Raw genomic sequence first — 18,908 nt, 5'->3', positions numbered from 1 at the left:
TTCACCCCTGGGCGTTGGTTCTTCCTTCCCTCCTCGGGAACACGGCCCCGGCTTGTCCGGTTGGTAGCCTCCAGACGCACTTCTGGAATTCCCTCGCGAAAGCAGGCCTCCTCGCATGTCCCTCCCCTCGCGCTTCCGCCTCCTCGTCGCGGCCCTCCTTGTCGCCTCCGCTCCCGCGCTCGCCAAGGGGCCTACCCCTGCCTCGGCTCCCGCGAAGGTCGCCTCCCAGCCCCGTGACAGGTCGAAGGCCACCTCGCCCGCTCCCTTCACGAGCGTCGAGGGCATCACCGAGTACCGGCTCGACAATGGGCTGCGCGTCCTCCTCTTCCCCGACCCCACCAAGCCCACCGTCACCGTCAACGTCACCTACTTCGTCGGCTCCCGCCACGAGGGCTATGGCGAGACGGGCATGGCCCACCTCCTCGAGCACCTCCTCTTCAAGGGCACCCCCTCCCACAAGAACATCCCCCAGGAGCTCACGCAGCGCGGTGCTCGCCCCAATGGCACCACCTGGCTCGACCGCACCAACTACTACGAGACGCTCCCCGCCTCCGACGAGAACCTGCGCTGGGCCCTCGCCTTCGAGGCGGACCGCATGGTCAACAGCTTCATCGCCAAGAAGGACCTCGACAGCGAGATGACCGTGGTGCGCAACGAGCTGGAGCGCGGCGAGAACGACCCTTCGCGCATCCTCTTCCAGCGCGTCATGAGCGCCGCCTTCCTCTGGCACAACTACGGCAAGTCCACCATTGGCAGCCGCGCGGACCTCGAGCACGTGCCCATCGAGCGGCTCCAGGCCTTCTACCGCAAGTACTACCGGCCCGATAACGCCATGCTCGTCATCGCCGGCGCCTTCGAGCCCCAGAAGGCGCTCGCCGAGGTGCAGAAGACGTTCGGCCGGCTGCGCAAGCCCGCCGAGCCCCTCCCCGTCACGTACACCGAGGAGCCCACCCAGGATGGCGAGCGCCACGTCACCCTGCGCCGCGTGGGCGACGTGAGCGCGCTCGCCGCCGTCTACCACGTGCCCCAGGGCGCCCACCCCGACTTCGCCGCCATCGACGTGCTCACGCATGCGCTCGGCAACGCCCCCTCCGGCCGTCTCTACAAGGCCCTCGTCGAGCCCAAGAAGGCCGCGAGCGCCAGCGCCTACAACTTCCAGCTCCACGACCCTGGCGTGCTCGCCTTCTCCGCCGAGGTCCGCGAGGGCCAGTCGCTCGACGCCGCTCGCGACACCCTGCTGAAGACAGTCGAGGACGCCGCTCGCACCCCCTTCACCCAGGACGAGGTGGACCGCGCCAAGACGGCCCTGCTCAAGTACATCGAGCTGATGCTCAATGACTCGGAGAACGCCGCCATCCAGCTCTCCGAGTGGGCCGCCATCGGCGACTGGCGTCTGCTCTTCCTCCACCGTGACCGGATCGAGGCCGTCACCCCCGCCGACGTCACCCGCGTGGCCGAGCAGTACCTCAAGTCTTCCAATCGCACGCTCGGCCAGTTCATCCCCACCGCGAAGCCGGACCGCTCGGAGATGCCCGCGAGCGTCGACGTGGCCTCCATGCTCGAGGGCTACAAGGGCCGCGGCGAGGTGGTCCAGGGCGAGGCCTTCGACCCCTCCCCCGCCAACATCGAGAAGCGCGTGCAGCGCTCGCAGACGGGCGGCCTCAAGCTCGCGCTGCTGCCCAAGAAGACGCGCGGCGAGATGGTCAGTGTCACCTTCAACCTGCGCTGGGGCACCGAGAAGGCCGTGTGGAACAGGAGTGACGCGGCCGACTACGCCGGGATGATGCTCATGCGCGGCACGACGAAGCACAGCCGTCAGGAGTTGCGTGATGCCTTTGACAAGCTCAAGGCGCGCGTGGGCGTGGATGGTGGCGCCACGGGGGCCAGTGTCTCGCTCGAGGTGCCGCGCCAGAACCTCGCCGAGGTGATGAAGCTCGTGGCCGAGGTGCTGCGCGAGCCGGCCTTCGACGCCAAGGAGTTCGCGCTCCTGCAGGAGGAGCGGCTGGCCTCGCTCGAGTCCCAGCGCAGTGAGCCCAACACGCAGGGCCGCATCGCCTACTCGCGCGCGCTCTCGCCCTACCCCAAGGGGCACCCGTACTACGCGGACTCGCTGGAGGAGGCGATTCAGGGAGTGAAGGAGACCACCCTGGAGCAGGCTCGGACCTTCTACCGCGAGTTCTACGGGGCCTCGCAGGGCGAGCTCGCCGCGGTGGGCGACTTCGACCCCGAGGTGCTGAAGAAGCAGGTGGCCGAGCTCTTCGGCGACTGGAAGAGCCCCGCGCCGTACGCGCGCATCCCCGCGCAGCCGTACAAGACGGGCACGCAGGCGCTGGTGCTCGAGACGCCGGACAAGGCCAATGCCCTGTTCCTCGCGGGCCAGGGGCTGAGCCTGCGCGATGACAACCCGGACTACCCGGCGCTGGTGCTCGGCAACTTCCTGCTGGGCGGAGGCTTCCTCAACTCGCGCCTGGCCACGCGCGTGCGCCAGCAGGAGGGCCTGTCCTACGGCGTGAGCAGCTCGCTGTCCGCGGGCGCGATGGATGCAGTGGGCTCGTTCTCCACGTACGCCATCTACGCGCCGCAGAACGCGGGCAAGCTGGAGTCGGCGGTACGCGAGGAGTTGGAGAAGGTGCTGCAGAAGGGCTTCAGCGCGGACGAGCTGGAGAAGGCGCGCGCGGGCCTGCTGGAGTACCGGCGGACGAATCGCTCGGATGACGGTGGGCTGGCGCGCACGCTGGCGGCGTACCTGTACTACGGGCGCACACTGGACTTCGACGCGGCCTTCGAGAAGCGCATGAGCGCGCTCAAGCCAGACGATGTACGCACGGCGCTCTCGAAGTACCTGGATTGGAAGAAGGTGACGGTGGTCAAGGCCGGCGACTTCGCGGGAGCGGAGAAGAAGACCCAGACGCCAGTGCCCACGCCGTAGCCACATTCCCTCTCCCCCTGGGAGAGGGACGGGGTGAGGGTCGCGCGGACCACGGGTTCGCGACGGCTCTCACCCTGTGTTGTATATGGCCCACGAGGCATACCTGGCCCGCTGCAGGATGCCCGGAGACGGTCTAGCGTCAGGCCATGGCGATTTCCGACCATCAGGCGGAGCGGGGGGCTGTTGACTGCGCTCCGGGTCATCTCATGGCGGAACTCTGAGTCATGCCGATAGAGCTCTTCGAGGCCATCGAGAAGCACGACCTGGATCGATTGGCCACCCTTCTGGAAGGAGGTGCCGACCCGAATGCCGTCAAAGAGGACTGGCCCAGGTGGATGCCTCTACATGCGGCTGTCGAGGAGCTGGAGTATGGGGGCCCGGTCGAGGCGCTCGTTCTGCTCCTCAGGCACGGTGCGCGTGTCGATGGATTGGTCGCTGACCGGAATGCGACACCGTTGCTCATGGCTGTCTTCCGACGGCAACCCGAGGCGGTGCGAATACTCCTTGCCTCTGGCGCGGAGCCCAACTTCAGAGGCAGCGAGGGGGATTCACCCCTGCGCGCCTGCGCGGAGCAGGGAGAGCACGCGATGGCCTCCCTGCTCTTGCGCTGCGGCGCCACCCGGAGCATCAACGAGGCGGGTGGGTTGCGTTGCATGACGGCCCTTGGGCTCGCGGCGAGTCGGCTCGACGTGCCGATGATCGAGTTCCTGCTTCAGGCCGGAGCGGATCCGGAGGTGCTCGACCTGGACCGGCGGACCGCACGGGAGCACCTGCCGCCGCGAACCTCCGAGAACCAGCGGGCCTGGGATGCGGCGGAGGCCCTGCTCGCGAGTCGTTCGCGCGGGTGAAGCGGGCACTCGGACCGGAATTCTCGGACCACCTCACCCGGGAACCGTGCTCCGGCGGGCCACGGCTCAGGCGTCTGGACGTTCGTTCACATGATCGGATAGGTTGGCTCGCTCCATGCGGAACTTCTTACTTCTCCGGTCTGCCTTGTTGCTCGTCCTCGTGACGTCTGTGGCCCTAGCGAAGGACCGCGAGCCCGTCTCTCGGAACCTCTACCTTTCGGACAGCCCGAGGGACGAAGTTCGCCCGGTGTATGTCGAGGGGGGGAGGGTCACCGTTCTCCGGTTCCAGCAGCCTTGCATTGAGGCAGGAACGAAGATGCTGGGCTGGGAGGGCCGATTCGAGCCTGTGGGGTGTGATGGAAAGAGGGTGCTCATCGAGCCACTCCGAGACCTCGAACCCGAGGATCGCTTCCTCCTGCTGGTGACGCTTGAGGACGGGAAGGAACAGCCCTTCACTGTGACGGCCCGTGAAGGGCGGTTTGATCATCAGGTGGACGTGTTCCTGGACCTCGAGACCCCGGAGGCCACGCGCAGGCGACTGGCAGATGCCTACCTTCGGGAGCGCACGCTCGAAGAGGAGAACGAGCGACTCCGAAAAGAGCAGGCCTCCACCAATCACGCCTACGCCTCACTCTTGGCTGGCGGTGAATCGAAGAACACCCCATTTCGTCGCGAGAGCAAGTGGCGAGTCGAACTTGGGGGTGCTGTCGTCGATATCTACATCTACTCCGCCAGGAAGATGCAGAGAGCGGCTGTCCTGTTTCATGTGACCAATCGCGAACTGGACGTGCCTTGGAAGCTGAAGGAGGTCCAGCTATCAGCCATGCTCAGCAGGCAATCCTACGAGGCTCCAGTACGAACAGGCGAGAGGAAGGCGTTTGCCTTACGTGCGAGTCACGCAGAAATCCGGCGCGGCGAATCAGGTTATGTTGCTGTCGTTGCGGACAAGAGTGCTTTTACTTCAGAGGATGGACCTGTTCATCTCGTTCTCGAGCTGTTCCGGCATGACGGCCTTCAGCAGGCCGTTGTCCTCCTGGATCATCGGATTGTAGAGGAGAAGGGAACGCATTGACCATGTCTGTGAAAAAGCCCCTTGCGCTCCCTGTCGTCATCCTGCTGCCTGTCATCGCGGGCTGCACGTCTGCTGGAGTGGCTCTGCGTCCTGATGGCAGTCCTGGACCGGAGAAATGCTCCGAGAAGGCGTTGGAGGTGATGCGCATTCTGCGGATGCATGTGGGTGATGCCGCTGACGCGCACCTGGACGCGAATCAGATCGATGCAAGTCCCGTCATCGTTTACGACGGCCCGCTCGAAAGCTATTTGACCGAATCGCTGGGGACGCTGGAACCCGGAACGCGACTTTACGGGCAGGTGTGGACCGGAGGGTTTCAGGTCGTCGTCCGGTACTATGAGGCGCACCCGACAGATGGCGACAAGGTGCCCATCTGCGCGGTCGCTCGGCTCGGTCGCGGCCAGATGCGGAAGAAGCCCGAGTCCATGCCGGGGAGTGCCCTCCTCGAACACGGCGCGGTGTCGGTATTCGTGGTCGAGTCGTTCCGGTGAGCGCCACTCGACTCCTTCCCCGAATCCGTCACTCCCAGCGGGACGTGGTCAGGCTCGTGCTGCACCTGCCGTTCGACCACCATGACCTCGCGGACCGGGTGAGCCGCGCGCTTGAGGTGTACCTGCGCGCCGTGGGTACGGGGCAGGAACTCTTCTCCGAGTACTCCTTGGGCTATGAGCCCAACCCGCTGCGCGAAGACAGTTGGGAGCGAATCCGTGCCGCACTCTCCCCTCCTCTCGGGGAACGCTTCCTCGATGACGAGCAGGACGAGGAGTACGTTCACCGACGGGTGAAGGCGCAGTTTCAACGAACCGTCGAGCTGTCGAGTGGCGATATGGGCGTCAGCGGCTACGGTTTCTTCTACTGGGCCGGCTTGCCCTGGCGTACGCCCGTGGAGGATGAGGTCAGCCTGGTGAGCTTCTCCTGGCCCACGGAGTACCTCGAGGCGCACGGCCCCGTGAGGATGCGCGAGCTTGCCTTGGAACTGGCCTCGCTGCTGCCCTTCTCCTCCGGGCACGCCGGTCTCGCTTTCTTCTCTCCCAACCACTCCGGTGCCTCCTTGGAGGGAATTCACACGGAGGCCTTCCGCTACCCGGGGCTGGATGTGACTCATGGATGCAGGTTTCAGGGGCCCCGCGTGGACGGGGTGCACTGGCTCAACTTCCTGGGTTCGCCGGTGCTGGAGGCAGTGGGCGGCGTCGCGGGTCTACGCGCCCGGTTGCATTCTCCCGGAGTCACTGTCCAGGAGATGGAGCGCGAGCGCGCGGTGGTGACGCTGGGTCTGTGGCCAGAGGCCGGAGACCTGGAGCGGGGTGACATCCTCCCCGCGTACCGCGAGCTCGCACGTGTGCTGGGGCCCTGGTTGTACGCGTGTCCCAGTCATTACTCCTTCCACGGCTCCAACCCCGAGGAAACCCGGCGGTGGTGGCGCCGCTTCCTCGACTGACATCACTTGCGGGTCGCGAGAGCCCTTCACCCATCGTGTTTCCGGGGTTCCATGAGCATCTAGTGGAGTGTCCGCGAAGTTTTTGGACATAGTCAGGAGATGTGCCGCTCTACCCACTCGTGCATCTTGAGACGGGTCCAGACCAGTACCGGCGAAGGCCGCCGGAGTGGACGGTGCTGTACGAGGTGGTGAGGAGAGCCTCGCCACGCTGCTGGCGGAGGCAGGCGCGCTGGGGCGCGGACTGGAGTGCGGCGTGCTGTCCAACCCGCGCTGCGCCCGCTGTAACTCCGCATCTGCTCTCGCCAGTCGCGCCGCGAGGGATTCCCGCTCCGTTCGTGTCGTCATTGCGGCGGGTGGTGCAGGTGTCAGGCGACAGGAACTCTGACCCCCACCCCACCTGCGGTGAGGCCCCTGGCCTCACGCAGTCAGCCCACCGCCCCGCGACGAGGACGCTGTCCAGGGGCGCGTAGCGACTCGCGAAAGCGAGCCTGACCTGGACAGCACCGCAGGCTCGGGGCTCGCGAGGTAGGGCGCTGCGCACCGAACCAGGGGGGTCAACGTTGGTGGCGCGAGGGGGTTCGTTTCTGCTGTCGCTCTACACCTCCTATGCGCCGCCGCAGTTTTCGAGGTACGAGACCTCTTCGGACGCGAGGCGGATGAGCTGAGGAGGGCGTCTTCTCATCGGGGCGCACGCGAGTACACCGTGCACTGGGAGTGCCGAGCGTGCGCACCTTTCGTTCGGGGGACCTCGGGTGACTCATGAGCATGGCCACATGGTCTCATTCCCCCAGCCAGTAGAGGCCGCGCCGGGTGCGCAGCACCTGCTCCAGGAACTCCGAGAACGAACTGGCGATCTGCTTGCAGTAGGCCGGCTCCGGCCACGCTTCATGGTCGCCGTCGAAGAGGGGGTAACGACCCCTTTCCTCGCAGCTCGTCGGAACCCACCGACTTCCAGGGCGCCTGTCCGTCGTAGCACTTTGGGTACTCTTGGTTCCCGCCCTCCGGTGTGGCTCTGCGTTAGCAGGGCCACTCATTTTTCGTGCGAGTCCAACCAGAACTGGCGTCCGTTGCTCCGCAGCGCTTTGGCCAGGAACGCGGAGAAGGAGGAGGCGAGCGGCCAAATGTATTCCTTGTTACGCCATGCCTCCTTCCAACCGTCCAGGAGGGGGTAGCGGCTATCAACCTGTCGGCTCACGTCCACCATGACGTAATCGCCATCCTGCACGTCGCAGATCGCGTAGATGGATGCAGGACCCCACTGGTCGTCATCCTCACCGAAGATCGCCGTCCTTCCTCTCTCGATTTCGGACAGGGGGAGGATTCTGAATGGGGAGAAGGGAGGCGGCTCGAACAACCGTGCCCCATTGCAGTGCAGGTAGAAGGCCCGCAGGTCCGGGTCCAGCTTCCAGCCCACCCGTCGCTCGAACTCCTCGATCTCCTCGGGAGTTGCGGGAGGATGCGGGAAGTGGTCGCGGGAGACCTCTTCGAGCAGGCTGCTCATCGGGGTAGTCATCGTCAGTTGTCTGTGTAGGGCAGGTTGGGACCCACCGAATTCCAAGGGGCCTGTCCATCGTAGCACTTCGGATACTCTCGGTTGAATACATCGTGGACTGTTGGCTCCGCCGGGATGATGTTGTTCCCGTCGAGCGGAGCACCCCAGTGCCAGAGGTCTCGGATGTGGTGCCCTGGCCAAGCCTTTCCGCTCTCGACGGGCCACTCTCCGAATTTTTCGGTCCACGCATTTCGAAAGGCTCTCATACCATTGCGCCACTCATTGCGCGCAGCCTCATTCTCCGCCTTCGTCCGCGTGGGGAATTTGCAGCAGCAGTGATAGATGCCGTAGCGGCTCCCGGCTTTGACGGGAGCGGGTAGGACGACGAGGCTTCCCTCCCAATCGAACTTGAAGTCGGCCAGCCACATGCAGCCCATGAGCTTGTAACCCTCACTGGCGCACTCCTGCTGGCACCCGTTCATGAACTCCCGGCGGCACTGCCAGGGGCCGTAGAAGAGGGTCGTCTTCATGCGCCCGCCCGGCACGTTCAGCCAGGGCAGTTCCTTCTTCACGGCGGGCCTGGCCCCCGGTGAGGGCGAAGGGCCAGATCCTCCCGTTCCCTGGGTTGTCTCGCTTCCGGTGAGGACCATCAACAGCACCACCGCTCCGGCCAGCTTCATGGGAATTCCCCGTGGTGAGGGCCACCCCCTGATGGGTTGCCAATTCGAGGGAGTACCCGGTGGGGCTGACAAGCGCCGGAGCGCCATGCGTCAGAGGAAGGTACGAGCAGGGCGAGGAGTACGTTCATCGATGGGTGATGGCGCAGTTCCAGCGGACCGTCGAGCTGTCGAGCGGTGACTCGGGCGTGAGCGGTCATGTCTTCTCTTCCACGGCTCCAACCCCGAGGAAACCCGGCGGTGGTGGCGCCGCGTCCTCGACTGACTTCACGCTGCGGGTTGCGAGGGCCCTCGCCCATCGTGTTTTCGTGGCTGCGGAACTCAGCGCAGGAAAGCGCGGGTCATCGAGGCGTATTCCTCTGAGTCCTGTTGCATGCTCAGGAGTTGGTTCCGGGCCTCCTCTGCCTCTGGGATGCGGAGTTCGATGATCTGCTGGAGTGCTTTCACCAGACGCAGGTGCTTCCTGCGTTGCTCGGCCAACTCCTCTCGCTGTAGCCCCAGGGTGCGAATCGTCGCCTTCCCGCGCGCGTTGCCCTTCACTGCGTAGGGCACCTCTTCCCGGAACGAGATGAATTCCTCGGGGTCATCCACCGCCGGATCGAGCAGCAGCGGGTCCTCCGCCGTCACATCAACCTTGTGGTTTCGAGCCCGGCGCTCCGGCGTGCGTAAAGGAAAGAGGTTCCTCTTGAACTGCTGATTGCAGAGCGTGCAGGACAGAAACAGGTTCGCCCACTCGTAGGCGAGCCAGTAATAGCCGGGCCGGCCGAGTGGCTCTCCTTCCTCCTGCCGCCATCCCGCCTTGGGGCGGAAGTGCTCGACGTCGCCGTAAGAGATGTGGGCGAACTTCGATTCACAGAAGGCGCACTTGCCGTGCTGTGCTTCCCGGAGCGCCCGTTTGACGGTCTCATGGCCGTAGATGTTCGGGTCGAACTCGAAAGAGCGCTTTCCATTCTCGTAGCTCCGGGGCGCGCGCGAGTACGCCGCGCACTGGGACCGTTGAACGCGCGCACCTTTCGTCCGGAGGACCTCGGGCGGCTCGGCGGGTTTGCGGACGCGAATCACTTCCGGCCTCCCCGCAGGCGCTCGGCGGCGCGTTGGATGAGGTCGAGGGCGTCGCGCTCGGTCTTCGTCTCTCCCGTGGGCAGTGGGCCGATGGCGGATTCCAATTCCCGCAGTCTGGCTTCGTCTTTCTTCGTCAGCCGGGACTTTGAGAGGAGTGCGGTCCGCTCCTTGAGGAACTCCTGAATCTGCGGCGGCCGGGCCGTCTCCAGCCCGAACAGATCGCTCGTGAGAATCTGGTCCACGCGCCAGCCCCGGATGGATTCCACGTCGTTGTCGATGACGACATGGTCACCCTCCTGCTTGAGGACCACGATGTTCGCGTCCGTGGCGCTCTGGACCACGAGTGGGCTGTGTGCAGTCACGATGAACTGGGTATTGGGGAAATGTCCGGTCAGGTAGTTGATGAGCTGGCGCTGCCACGTCGGATGCAAGTGGAGGTCGATTTCATCCACGAGCACCACCGCCGGTTCGGCCAGCGGGTTGGGGCTGTCGGGGTAACGCTCGAACAGGCGGCTCGCGAGGTCCACCATCCAAGCGATGAGCGTCCGGTAGCCCAGGCTCAAACTCCGCATTGCGACCCAACCGTAAGGGGTCTGCACCTCCACCCGGGCAGCTGGGTTGCGCATATCGGGAGGCGCAAAGCGCATGTCGCTCACTTCTGGAAGCAGCTCCAGCAAGAGTTGTTTGATGCGATCCCGCTGCTTCGTGGCCTCGCCTGGCGAACCTTGGTTGTGTGACTCCTTGCTGGCTGCGTAATCGGCTTGCAAGAGCCACTCTTCCGCGTTCCTCAGCGGCACATCCTCCAGGAAGAGGCTATCGCTGGGATGGGAGTCCTTGGGAGTGGACAACGAGCCGGTCCCCATCCGGCGGGTCGCACCATAGCCATAACATACGAGGGATTGGATGGTCTCGTAGGTACCAATGGCGCTGAAGGGCCCTTCGTGCGTCAAATCATAATGCATCTTGATGTCACGCCCCCCGGCACTACCCGCGGTCAGCAATCGTCCGAGCGTGAGGCTGGCGGAGAATTGGGCGATATCCCGTTGGTGGCGGAGGGGATACCAAGACAAGCGCCTGCTTTGAATGTGCCCTCTGGGAATGTAGAGGGGGGTCGTGGGCGATAGCGCTGTCCGAACAGGCTCGAAGGAGGTGAGGGCCTGCAACAGGGTCGTCTTGCCCATGCCGTTGTTGCCGAGAATGACCGTCCATCTTGCCGGGCGCCCCTGACCATCAGACAGATTCAAGGTCTGCTCGGGCCCGAAGCAGCGCACGTTCTCGAGGCTCAATGAAAGGAAGTACACGGGCTGCGGCTGCGCGGGCACCGGCTTGCGCGAGCCAGCTCGACTCCGCTTCGCTTGCTGTGCTCTTCCCCGGCTTTTCGTGGCCATGTCGCTCCTCGAAGGGTGCCCACCTCGGCGCCAGACGCGGGCGGTGTATCACGAAGGTTGAACTCGCCCCACCCGGGTTGTGCGCTCGGTGACGGGGTGCAAGCCTCTCGGAACTCAGAGGGGGAACCCATGAACCCAAGCATCGAGCAGGAAGAGGCGGCGCTGTTCTCGGAGTGGAAGCAACACCTCGCGCAGGGCAACCGCCGCTTCTACCCGGACGGGATGGCCCAGGGCTCGTCGTACTGGAACGCCCCTCTTCGGGTGCTCTTCCTCCTCAAGGAGGTCAACGCGGACGAGAACGCGGAGGCCTGGAACCTCTTCGACGTGGTGGGTGATGGCGGCATCGGGCGGACGTGGACCGTCATCTCCTATTGGACGCGTGGCATCCTCGAGGGGGGTCCTCCCTGGGAGGCGGTTCGGGGCGCAACCGTCGAGTCCCGGCGCGAGGCCATCTCGAAGATCGCCGTCGTCAATCTCAACAAATGCGGCGGCAAGGAGACCAGCGTCGACTCGCACCTGTGGGCCGCCGCCTATCGGGACCGGCGATTCCTCATCCGGCAGATCCGCCTCTACGCCCCTCACATCATCATCGCCTGTGGTGTCGGGGACATCGCCAAGTCCATCCTCTTCGACGAGCATTGGAGCACCTGGGAAAAGACCTCAAAGACCTCGACGACTCCGTCCATGTATTGGCTTCGTCCCAAGGTGCTCGACACCCTGCTCGTCTGGACGAGCCACCCGCAGGCCCGACGCCCCCACGAGGAGATGTACAAGGAAGTCATTGAGGGCCTGCGCGAACTCAATGCCCTCCCGGCTGGCCCTTCCTCGCCCTGAGGTGGACTCAAGCGGGCATCCGCGTCAGCGCGCCCAGAGCTCGCCCAGTTCCAGTTGCAGGGATGCGAAGGGCTCGGCGCGCACCCGGCTCTGGCCTGTGTGCGTGCCCATGGGCTCCCATCGCTCGCCTTCACGTCCGTAGACCTCCAGCGTCTGTTTCAACGGGTCCACCATCCACAGGTGGCGCACGCCCTCGCGGGCGTAGACCTTCATCTTCTTCTCCCGGTCCAGTGCCGCCGTGGACGGAGAGAGCACCTCGCACACCCAGTCCGGCGCGAGCGTGAAGCCCACCACCTGCGGCAGCTCCGGCATGCGCTCGCGGCGCCAGCCGGCCAGCTCTGGCACCAGCACGTCCTCTCCCAGGTGCAGCTCGGGCTCGAAAAGGAGCAGCCAGCCTCCCGGTCCTCCCCTCCCCCGGTTGAACGGGCCGTGGAGCTCACCCAGTAGTGCGCTCTGTGCGCGTGCATGGGGCGAAGCCGGCCGGGGACTCGTGTACAGCTCGCCGTCCACCAGCTCTGCCACGAGGTGGGGCGGCACCGCCTCCAGGTCCGCGTAGGTCCTCTTGCGTCTCGGGTCGCCGCCCATGTCTGGAGCATGGGCAGCCGGGCGTGTCTCTTCAAGGGGCGTCCAGGGTGCTTCGCTGGTTTCTGGGTTCATCCCCGAAGGCTACATCCTACCCGTGACATCAAGTATACCTACCTGATATTGAAGGTCACCTCTCCGCCTCGTTGTCGGGGCCCGGGCATGCGCGCGGACGGTTGTCTCCCCAGCGAGCCACGGGTTGAAAGAACGGGCTCGGATACCCTCACCCCAACCCTCTCCCGGAGGGAGAGGGAGCATCCATCCCCTTCGATCTCTTCCCTGAAGGGATTAGAACCCGGGTCCCTCTCCCTCCTGGAGCGATTCATGTCCGAGAAGCTCGAGAAGAGCCCCGCCGCGCCCAAGTCTCCTCTCTCCCGTGCCGCCGATCGCGCCCTCATCCCCACCGAGTCTCAGCAGCACCCGCTCAACCCTCAGTCGGAGATTCACGGCCACTCGCTCAGCGAGCTCGTGGGCCTGCGCCGCCTCGGCGTGCACCTGCTCCGCATCCCTCCCGGCAAGGAGTCCTTCGTCTTCCACTCGCACCAGCTCGAGGAGGAGTGGATGTATGTGCTCTCCGGCCGCGGCATCGCGGAGATTGGCGACGAGCTGCACGAGGTGGGCCCGGGTGACTTCCTCGGCTTCCCCACCCCGTCCGTCGGGCACCACCTGCGCAACACCTTCTCCGAGGACCTCGTCTACCTCTCCGGTGGCGAGCGGCGCGAGATGGAGGTCGCCGACTTCCCCCGCCACAACAAGCGCATGGTCCGCGTCGGGAGCACTGTCTCCCTCTGCCCGCTCGACACGGTAGAGTCCTTCACCCTCCCCGAGGGGAAGTAGGCCGCTCTACTGGCTTCGGGGGATGGAGGGGGACTGGTGCTGCCGCTGCCGCTCCTGCTGTTCCTGCTGCCGGGCCTCCTCCTCGGCGATCATCGCTCCGCCCACCACCGCCGCCGCGCCGTTGCCCGTGTGCGCCTGCGCTTCCTTCGGCTCGCACACGCACCCGGCCGAGCTGCTGATGATGACCACCGCGGCGAGCTTCATGTCCAGGTCGTTGCAGTGGGTCGCGCACTCGCTGGCGCGCTCCTTCGGCACCGCGAACTGCGTGGCCTTCTTGGTGACGCAGCTGGCGGACAGCAAGCACGACAGGAGCAACAAGGTCTTTTTCATAGGAGTCCCCCCAGCAGGGAGGCCCCTGTCTCTCCCGAGGTTCACGCTGCGTCAAGGCAGGGTGCGTCAGGCGTCCGACAACCCGCCGCGGAGCGCTCACGGGTGAGCGTTTCGGGAGGGGGGTCGGTTTCCCGCCGGCTCCCATCCAACGCTACGCTCGTCCCGTGGGGTTCCCGTCCGCGCGCAGAAGGGGGCGCTGTTTGCCCAGGTCCGCTTTCCCATGGCGTCTCGGCGTCATCCTCGCGTCACTCCTGCTCCTCGTGGGGGCCGCGCCGCCCGGGGCTCCAGCGCCCCCACCGTCCACCCCCGCCGCTCCGGCGCCCAGGCGCATGCGCGTGGTGTTCCTCGATGCGCTGCCGGACAGACCCTTCCGGCGCAACGTCGTGGGCGCCATGCGGGCCGCCGCGAATGATCTCGGCATCGACTTCGTCGACTACGTCCTCAGCCACTGGCCGGGGGAAATCCTCGAGCAGACGCGCCGGCTGGTGAGCGGGCCCGAGCGGCCCGACTACCTCATCACCTCCATTCACCGCGGCATCGGCACCCGGATTCTCGAGGTAGCCGAGCAGGCCGGCGTCCCGGTGTTCGTCATCAACTCCGGGCTGAGGCCCGAGGACCGGCAACGCGTTGGAGGGCCGCGCGAGCACTTCCTCCACTGGCTCGGCCAGATGCTGCCGGACGACGCGGGGGCAGGGGAGCGGCTGGCCTTGCTCCTGCTCGAGGCGGCCCGGGCGCACGGGAGCTCCCCGGACACACCGGTCCGGCTCGTCGCGCTCGAGGGGCCTCGGCGCGATACCTCCGCAATCCTGCGCAACGAGGGGCTGCATCATGCCCTGGCCGGGAGGATGGGGGCCGAGCTCCTCCAGAGCGTCTCCGCCTCGTGGTTGGGGGACGAGGCCCGGCGCAAGACGTTCCTCCTGCTGCGCCGCTACCCGGGGGCTCAGGTCGTCTGGGCCGCCAACGATGACATGGCGCTGGGGGCCGTGCGGGGAATGGAGGACGTGGGCCGCCGCCCGGGCGAGGACGTGTGGGTGGGGGGCATCGACTGGACACCCCAGGCGCTCCAGGCCGTGCGCGAGGGCAAGCTGGTGACGAGCCTCGGGGGGCACTTCCTCGAGGGGGCCTGGGCCCTGGTGCTCCTCTACGACCATGCCCAGGGGCGCGACTTCGCCTCGGAGCGGCTCGAGTGGCACACGTCCTTCCTCCCCCTCACGCGCGCCAACGTCGCGGGCTACCAGGACGCGCTCGCTCAGCCGGATTGGGAAGCATTCGACTTCCGGGCCTTCTCGAAAGCAGCCAACCCCCGCCTGACGCACTACGATTTCTCCCTCCAGACCTTGTTCGCACAGCGGGATGGCCGCTTGCCGGGCGGACGCTTGGACTCGAATGCAACCCCCCGCCCTCCACCGCACAAGCCCCGACCCTGAGCCGCACGAGCAGACGCGCGGGCCGGGCTTCCCCTGGGGCTCGCGGTGGCTGCACTCGGGCAATCGGCTCGGCCGACGGCTGCTCCTCTACATCCTGCTCTTCAGCGTGGCCGTCAGCTTGTTGGGGACGCTGGTGCAGCTCGTCACCGACTACCGGCGCGAGGTGCGGGGGCTCGAGGAGCGCGTGGAGCAGATTCGCTCCGGTTACGCCCAGAGCATCGCCGAGAGCCTCTGGTCGCTCGACGAGGCCCTCTTGCAGATGCAGCTCGAGGGCATCACCACGCTGCCGGGCATCGCGCTCGCGGAGGTGGACAGCGCGTTGGGCACCCACTACGTGGCGGGTGACGGCGCGCAACGCGAGCTCACCCGCGACTTCCCGCTGTACCGCGGCTCGCTCTTCCTCGGGACGCTCCGGGTGGGCGCCACCCTGGAGGACATCCACGCCCAGCTCGGCAGCCGGGTGCTCGTGACGCTCGCGACGGAGGCGGGCAAGACGTTCGTCTTCGCCCTCTTCGCCTTCTTCCTCTTCCAGCGCCTGGTGACGCAGCACCTGGCCACCATGGCGGCCTACACGCGAGGCCTGGACACCGAGCACCTGGACGCGCCCCTGGTGCTGCAGCGCGCGGCGACGGGCGGGGTGCGCCAGGACGAGCTGGACGAGGTGAGCGCCGCCATCAACGAGATGCGCGAGTCGCTGCGCAAGGAGCTGGAGGAGCGCCAGCGCTCGGAGATGGCCTCCGCCTTCCTCGCCCAGGCCGGTGGGGTGCTGCTGGAGTCGCTGGATTTGGAGAAGGTGCTCCCGCGCATCGCCTCCGTGTGCGTGGGCACCCTGGCGGACTGGTGCGTCATCGACCTGGTGGAGGAGGGGGAGCTGCGTCGGGTGAGTGGGGCGCACGTGGACGCGGCGAAGATGCCGCTGTTGGAGGAGCTCCAGCGGCGCTACCCGCCCGGCCCGGGCTCGAAGGTGCCGGCGGCGGTGGCCATGCGCACCGGCCGGTGGGTGCTAGAGCCGCACGTCACGCAGGACTCGCTGCGCGCGGTGTGCGTGGACGACGAGCACTTTCGGATTGCGTGGAAGCTGGGCCTGCAGAGCCTGCTGACGGTGCCGCTGGTGGCTCGAGGGCATGCGCTGGGCGCCATCACGTTCGCCGCCGTCGAGCCGGGGCGCTACGGGCCCGCCGAGCTCGCGCTGGCCGAGGAGCTGGCGCGGCGCGCGGCCATTGCCATCGACAACGCGCGGCTCTACCGCCAGGCGGAGCAGGCGCTTCGGCTCCGGGAGACGTTCCTGTCCGTGGCCGGGCACGAGCTGCGCACGCCCTTGTTGCCGCTCCAGCTGCGGTTGCAGAGCCTGCTGCGCCGCGGCCGGAGCGGGGCCCCGTTGGCGCCGGAGATGCTGCTCGCGGAGCTCTCCTCCATTGAGTGGCAGACGCGGCGGCTCGGGCTGCTGGTGGATCAGCTGCTGGACGTGTCGCACCTCCTCGCGGGCCACGCGCTGATGCTGCGGCGCAAGCGGGTGGACCTGCGTGAGGTGGTGGCGGGCGTACTCGAGGGGCTGCAGCGGCAGATTGTGGCCAGCGGCTCCGAGGTGGTGCGCGAGCTGCGGGGCCCGGCGGTCGGCGAGTGGGACCCACGCCGGCTGGAGCTGGTGGTGACGGGCCTGCTGCAGAACGCGGTGAAGTTCGGCGAGGGCAAGCCCATCGACGTGCGCGTGACGCCGCGGGACGGCTGGGTGCGCTTCGTGGTGAAGGACCGGGGCATGGGCATGTCGGAGAGCGAGCAGGAGCACCTCTTCGATCCGTTCAACCGCGGGGTGCCGGAGCAGCACTTCGGAGGGCTGGGGATCGGCCTCTACCTCACGCTCCAGGTGGTGCGGGCCCACGGCGGCTCCATCTCCGTGGAGAGCCGTCCGGGGGAGGGGGCCACGTTCACCGTCGAGCTGCCGGCGGGCGAGGTGTCGAGCGAGGCCGCCTGAGGAGCGCTCCGGCGCACCACGCGGCTTGCCTTCCCGGGTGCTCCGCGTGAGAAGTGAGGCACCACGCGGGGACGCCTGAGTCGCCCGCTCGCTTCCCTTCCTGCCGACAATGAATCTCCGGTACGACGTCATCGTGGTGGGCCTCGGCCACGCAGGCTGCGAGGCCGCCCTGGCCTGCGCGCGCATGGGCCTGTCCACCCTGGGCCTCACCCTCAAGCGCGAGCGCGCCGCCGTCATGAGCTGCAACCCCGCCGTGGGCGGCACCGCCAAGGGCCACCTGGTGCGCGAGCTGGACGCGCTCGGTGGAGAGATGGGCCGCGCGGCGGACCTGGCGGGCACGCACTTCAAGACGCTCAACGCCTCGAAGGGTCCGGCCGTGCAGGCCACCCGCGTGCTGTGCGATCGCGAGGCCTACGCGCGCACCCTGCAGTCGGTGCTGTGGGCGCAGCCGAACCTCACCGTGCACGAGGCCGAGGTGTCCTCCGTGGTGGCCGAGGGCGGACGCGTGGCGGGCGTGGTGCTCGGGGACGGCACACAGGTGGCGGCGCGCGCGGTGCTGCTCACCACGGGCACCTTCCTCCAGGCGCTCATGCACGTGGGCGAGAAGAAGGAGGTGGGCGGACGGCTCGGCGACGAGGCGGCGAAGGGGCTGTCGGACTCGCTGCGCTCGCTCGGCTTCACGCTGGGCCGCTTCAAGACGGGCACGCCCGCGCGCCTCTTGCGCGACAGCATCGACTGGGCCGCGCTCGAGCCCCAGCCGGGTGACTTCCCTCCGCGCCCGCTGTCACTGCGCACGAAGTGGACGCTCGGTGACGCGGCCTTCCCGTGCCAGCCCGCCGTCACCTGCGCGCTCACGTACACCACGGCGGAGACGCATCGGATTCTGCGCGACAACATCCACCGCTCGCCGCTGTTCCAGGGGGAGATTGTGGGCAGGGGCCCGCGCTACTGCCCGTCACTGGAGGACAAGGTGGTGCGCTTCTCCGCGCGCGAGCGGCACCTGGTCTTCCTCGAGCCCGAGGGCCCGGACTCGCCGCTGGTGTACCCGGCGGGCCTGTCCACGAGCATGCCGGCGGAGGTGCAGCTCGAGTTCCTGCGCACGCTGCCGGGGTTGGAGAAGGTGGAGGTGGCGCGCTTTGGCTACGCGGTGGAGTACGACTACGCGCCGCCCACGCAGCTCAAGGAGACGCTGGAGACGAAGGCGATTGAGGGCCTCTACTTCGCCGGACAGCTCAACGGGACGAGCGGCTACGAGGAGGCGGCGTTCCAGGGGCTGTACGCGGGCATCAACGCCGGGCTGAAGGTGAAGGGCGAGCCAGCGCTGCTGCTCGGTCGAGACGAGGCGCACGGAGCGGTGCTGGTGGACGAGCTGGTGACGAAGGGGGTGGACGAGCCCTTCCGCATGTTCACGAGCCGCTCGGAGCACCGGCTGAAGCTGCGCGAGGGGAACGCGGATCTGCGGCTGGCGAAGCACGGGGCGAGGGTGGGGCTGGTGTCGCGCGAGGTGCTGGAGCGAGTGGAGGCGCGGGGGAGGGCGGTGGCGGAGGAGGTGGCGCGGCTCAAGCGCACGGGACTGGCGGCGCGGCTGAAGCGGCCCGAGGTGACGTACGCGGCGCTGGCGGCGGAGAAGCCGGAGGGGTGGCCCGCGCTGGCGCTGGACGTGGTGGAGGAGGTGGAGGTGGAGGTGAAGTACGAGGGCTACATCGTCATGGCGGAGCGGACGGCGGCGAGGGAGGCGGAGGCGTGGGACGGGTGGAGGATTCCGGGGGACTTCTCCTACGGAGGGGTGAGAGGACTGTCGGCGGAGGCGGTGGAGAAGCTGGAGAAGGTGAGGCCGGCGACGGTGGGGCAGGCGAGGCGGATACCGGGGCTGACGCCGGCGGCATTCTCCCTGCTGCTCGTGGCGCTCAAGCGGAGCGGGGTAGGGGGCTCCGGAGGCCCTCGCGCGTGCGGTGTCTGATCGCACAGGGGGGTGTGGACAAGGTGTGGGCAAGTTTGTGGAAGCCCAAGGTGTGAATCA

Annotated in this window: 16 protein-coding genes; 10 read left to right on the top strand and 6 right to left on the bottom strand. The window is 67.1% G+C overall.

Annotated features, from left to right (window positions below; genetic code table 11):
• Positions 1 to 115: 115 nt before the first annotated feature.
• The 5 genes from F0U60_RS54440 (at position 116) to F0U60_RS54420 (ending at position 6,287) form a co-directional block, all read left to right on the top strand.
• A complete protein-coding gene (locus F0U60_RS54440) occupies positions 116 to 2,929 on the top strand; it encodes a M16 family metallopeptidase (protein WP_395812489.1) in 2,814 nt (937 codons plus the stop codon).
• A gap of 224 nt (positions 2,930 to 3,153) precedes the next feature.
• On the top strand, positions 3,154 to 3,777 hold the full coding sequence (locus F0U60_RS54435; protein ID WP_395812487.1) for an ankyrin repeat domain-containing protein: 624 nt from the start codon (positions 3,154 to 3,156) through the stop codon (positions 3,775 to 3,777).
• Between the two features lie 115 nt (positions 3,778 to 3,892).
• Entirely contained in the window at positions 3,893 to 4,849 is a 957-nt protein-coding gene (locus F0U60_RS54430) for a DUF2381 family protein (RefSeq protein ID WP_395812485.1), read from the top strand.
• Between the two features lie 2 nt (positions 4,850 to 4,851).
• The gene (locus F0U60_RS54425) at positions 4,852 to 5,340 is read left to right on the top strand and encodes a serine/threonine protein kinase (protein ID WP_395812483.1); all 489 of its coding nucleotides are present in this window, start codon (positions 4,852 to 4,854) and stop codon (positions 5,338 to 5,340) included.
• Complete coding sequence (locus tag F0U60_RS54420; protein WP_395812481.1) at positions 5,337 to 6,287, top strand: type VI immunity family protein; 951 nt, start codon at positions 5,337 to 5,339, stop codon at positions 6,285 to 6,287. The genes F0U60_RS54425 and F0U60_RS54420 overlap by 4 nt, the downstream gene beginning before the upstream one ends.
• 1,030 nt (positions 6,288 to 7,317) lie before the next feature.
• Here F0U60_RS54420 and F0U60_RS54415 read toward each other — a convergent pair.
• From F0U60_RS54415 to F0U60_RS54400, 4 genes are all read right to left on the bottom strand, one after another.
• Entirely contained in the window at positions 7,318 to 7,800 is a 483-nt protein-coding gene (locus F0U60_RS54415; protein ID WP_395812479.1) for an SMI1/KNR4 family protein, read from the bottom strand.
• Between the two features lie 2 nt (positions 7,801 to 7,802).
• On the bottom strand, positions 7,803 to 8,459 hold the full coding sequence (locus F0U60_RS54410) for a hypothetical protein (RefSeq protein WP_395812477.1): 657 nt from the start codon (positions 8,457 to 8,459) through the stop codon (positions 7,803 to 7,805).
• Between the two features lie 318 nt (positions 8,460 to 8,777).
• A complete protein-coding gene (locus F0U60_RS54405) occupies positions 8,778 to 9,518 on the bottom strand; it encodes a hypothetical protein (protein WP_395812475.1) in 741 nt (246 codons plus the stop codon).
• Complete coding sequence (locus F0U60_RS54400; RefSeq protein WP_395812473.1) at positions 9,515 to 10,906, bottom strand: AAA family ATPase; 1,392 nt, start codon at positions 10,904 to 10,906, stop codon at positions 9,515 to 9,517. Before F0U60_RS54400 ends, F0U60_RS54405 begins: the two co-directional genes overlap by 4 nt.
• Positions 10,907 to 11,035: 129 nt before the next feature.
• Here F0U60_RS54400 and F0U60_RS54395 point away from each other — a divergent pair, with 129 nt between their 5' ends.
• Positions 11,036 to 11,740 carry a hypothetical protein gene (locus F0U60_RS54395; protein WP_395812471.1) on the top strand — a complete coding sequence of 235 codons (705 nt, stop codon included), beginning with the start codon at positions 11,036 to 11,038 and terminating at the stop codon, positions 11,738 to 11,740.
• 24 nt (positions 11,741 to 11,764) lie between these two features.
• Here F0U60_RS54395 and F0U60_RS54390 read toward each other — a convergent pair whose 3' ends face one another.
• Entirely contained in the window at positions 11,765 to 12,325 is a 561-nt protein-coding gene (locus F0U60_RS54390; RefSeq protein ID WP_395825897.1) for a Uma2 family endonuclease, read from the bottom strand.
• 321 nt (positions 12,326 to 12,646) lie between these two features.
• Here F0U60_RS54390 and F0U60_RS54385 point away from each other — a divergent pair, with 321 nt between their 5' ends.
• Positions 12,647 to 13,159, top strand: a complete 513-nt coding sequence (locus F0U60_RS54385; RefSeq protein WP_395812469.1) for a cupin domain-containing protein — start codon at positions 12,647 to 12,649, stop codon at positions 13,157 to 13,159.
• Between the two features lie 6 nt (positions 13,160 to 13,165).
• Here F0U60_RS54385 and F0U60_RS54380 read toward each other — a convergent pair whose 3' ends face one another.
• Entirely contained in the window at positions 13,166 to 13,489 is a 324-nt protein-coding gene (locus tag F0U60_RS54380) for a hypothetical protein (protein ID WP_395812467.1), read from the bottom strand.
• Between the two features lie 200 nt (positions 13,490 to 13,689).
• Here F0U60_RS54380 and F0U60_RS54375 point away from each other — a divergent pair, with 200 nt between their 5' ends.
• From F0U60_RS54375 to mnmG, 3 genes are all read left to right on the top strand, one after another.
• Positions 13,690 to 14,916 (top strand): ABC transporter substrate-binding protein, encoded by a 1,227-nt coding sequence (locus F0U60_RS54375; protein WP_395812465.1) that lies wholly within the window; start codon positions 13,690 to 13,692, stop codon positions 14,914 to 14,916.
• The gene (locus tag F0U60_RS54370; protein ID WP_395812463.1) at positions 14,876 to 16,888 is read left to right on the top strand and encodes an ATP-binding protein; all 2,013 of its coding nucleotides are present in this window, start codon (positions 14,876 to 14,878) and stop codon (positions 16,886 to 16,888) included. The genes F0U60_RS54375 and F0U60_RS54370 overlap by 41 nt, the downstream gene beginning before the upstream one ends.
• Positions 16,889 to 16,997: 109 nt before the next feature.
• A complete protein-coding gene (gene mnmG, locus F0U60_RS54365) occupies positions 16,998 to 18,848 on the top strand; it encodes a tRNA uridine-5-carboxymethylaminomethyl(34) synthesis enzyme MnmG (protein ID WP_395812461.1) in 1,851 nt (616 codons plus the stop codon).
• Positions 18,849 to 18,908 lie beyond the last annotated feature (60 nt).

It is taken from the genome of Archangium minus, from assembly GCF_044360475.1.
In the GTDB taxonomy this organism is placed as follows: Bacteria; Myxococcota; Myxococcia; order Myxococcales; family Myxococcaceae; genus Archangium; species Archangium minus.
The sequence above is the reverse complement of the archived record's forward strand: the minus strand, read 5'-3'. Positions and strand labels throughout refer to the sequence as shown.

Bases quoted from the DNA above. Each gene is read 5' to 3' on its own strand.
- F0U60_RS54430 (WP_395812485.1), top strand. From the start codon at position 3,893: ATGCGGAACTTCTTACTTCTCCGGTCTGCCTTGTTGCTCGTCCTCGTG.
- F0U60_RS54385 (WP_395812469.1), top strand. From the start codon at position 12,647: ATGTCCGAGAAGCTCGAGAAGAGCCCCGCCGCGCCCAAGTCTCCTCTC.
- mnmG (WP_395812461.1), top strand. From the start codon at position 16,998: ATGAATCTCCGGTACGACGTCATCGTGGTGGGCCTCGGCCACGCAGGC.
- F0U60_RS54440 (WP_395812489.1), top strand. From the start codon at position 116: ATGTCCCTCCCCTCGCGCTTCCGCCTCCTCGTCGCGGCCCTCCTTGTC.
- F0U60_RS54400 (WP_395812473.1), bottom strand. From the start codon at position 10,906: ATGGCCACGAAAAGCCGGGGAAGAGCACAGCAAGCGAAGCGGAGTCGA.
- F0U60_RS54370 (WP_395812463.1), top strand. From the start codon at position 14,876: ATGCAACCCCCCGCCCTCCACCGCACAAGCCCCGACCCTGAGCCGCAC.
- F0U60_RS54380 (WP_395812467.1), bottom strand. From the start codon at position 13,489: ATGAAAAAGACCTTGTTGCTCCTGTCGTGCTTGCTGTCCGCCAGCTGC.
- F0U60_RS54395 (WP_395812471.1), top strand. From the start codon at position 11,036: ATGAACCCAAGCATCGAGCAGGAAGAGGCGGCGCTGTTCTCGGAGTGG.
- F0U60_RS54435 (WP_395812487.1), top strand. From the start codon at position 3,154: ATGCCGATAGAGCTCTTCGAGGCCATCGAGAAGCACGACCTGGATCGA.
- F0U60_RS54390 (WP_395825897.1), bottom strand. From the start codon at position 12,325: ATGGGCGGCGACCCGAGACGCAAGAGGACCTACGCGGACCTGGAGGCG.
- F0U60_RS54410 (WP_395812477.1), bottom strand. From the start codon at position 8,459: ATGAAGCTGGCCGGAGCGGTGGTGCTGTTGATGGTCCTCACCGGAAGC.
- F0U60_RS54415 (WP_395812479.1), bottom strand. From the start codon at position 7,800: ATGACTACCCCGATGAGCAGCCTGCTCGAAGAGGTCTCCCGCGACCAC.
- F0U60_RS54425 (WP_395812483.1), top strand. From the start codon at position 4,852: ATGTCTGTGAAAAAGCCCCTTGCGCTCCCTGTCGTCATCCTGCTGCCT.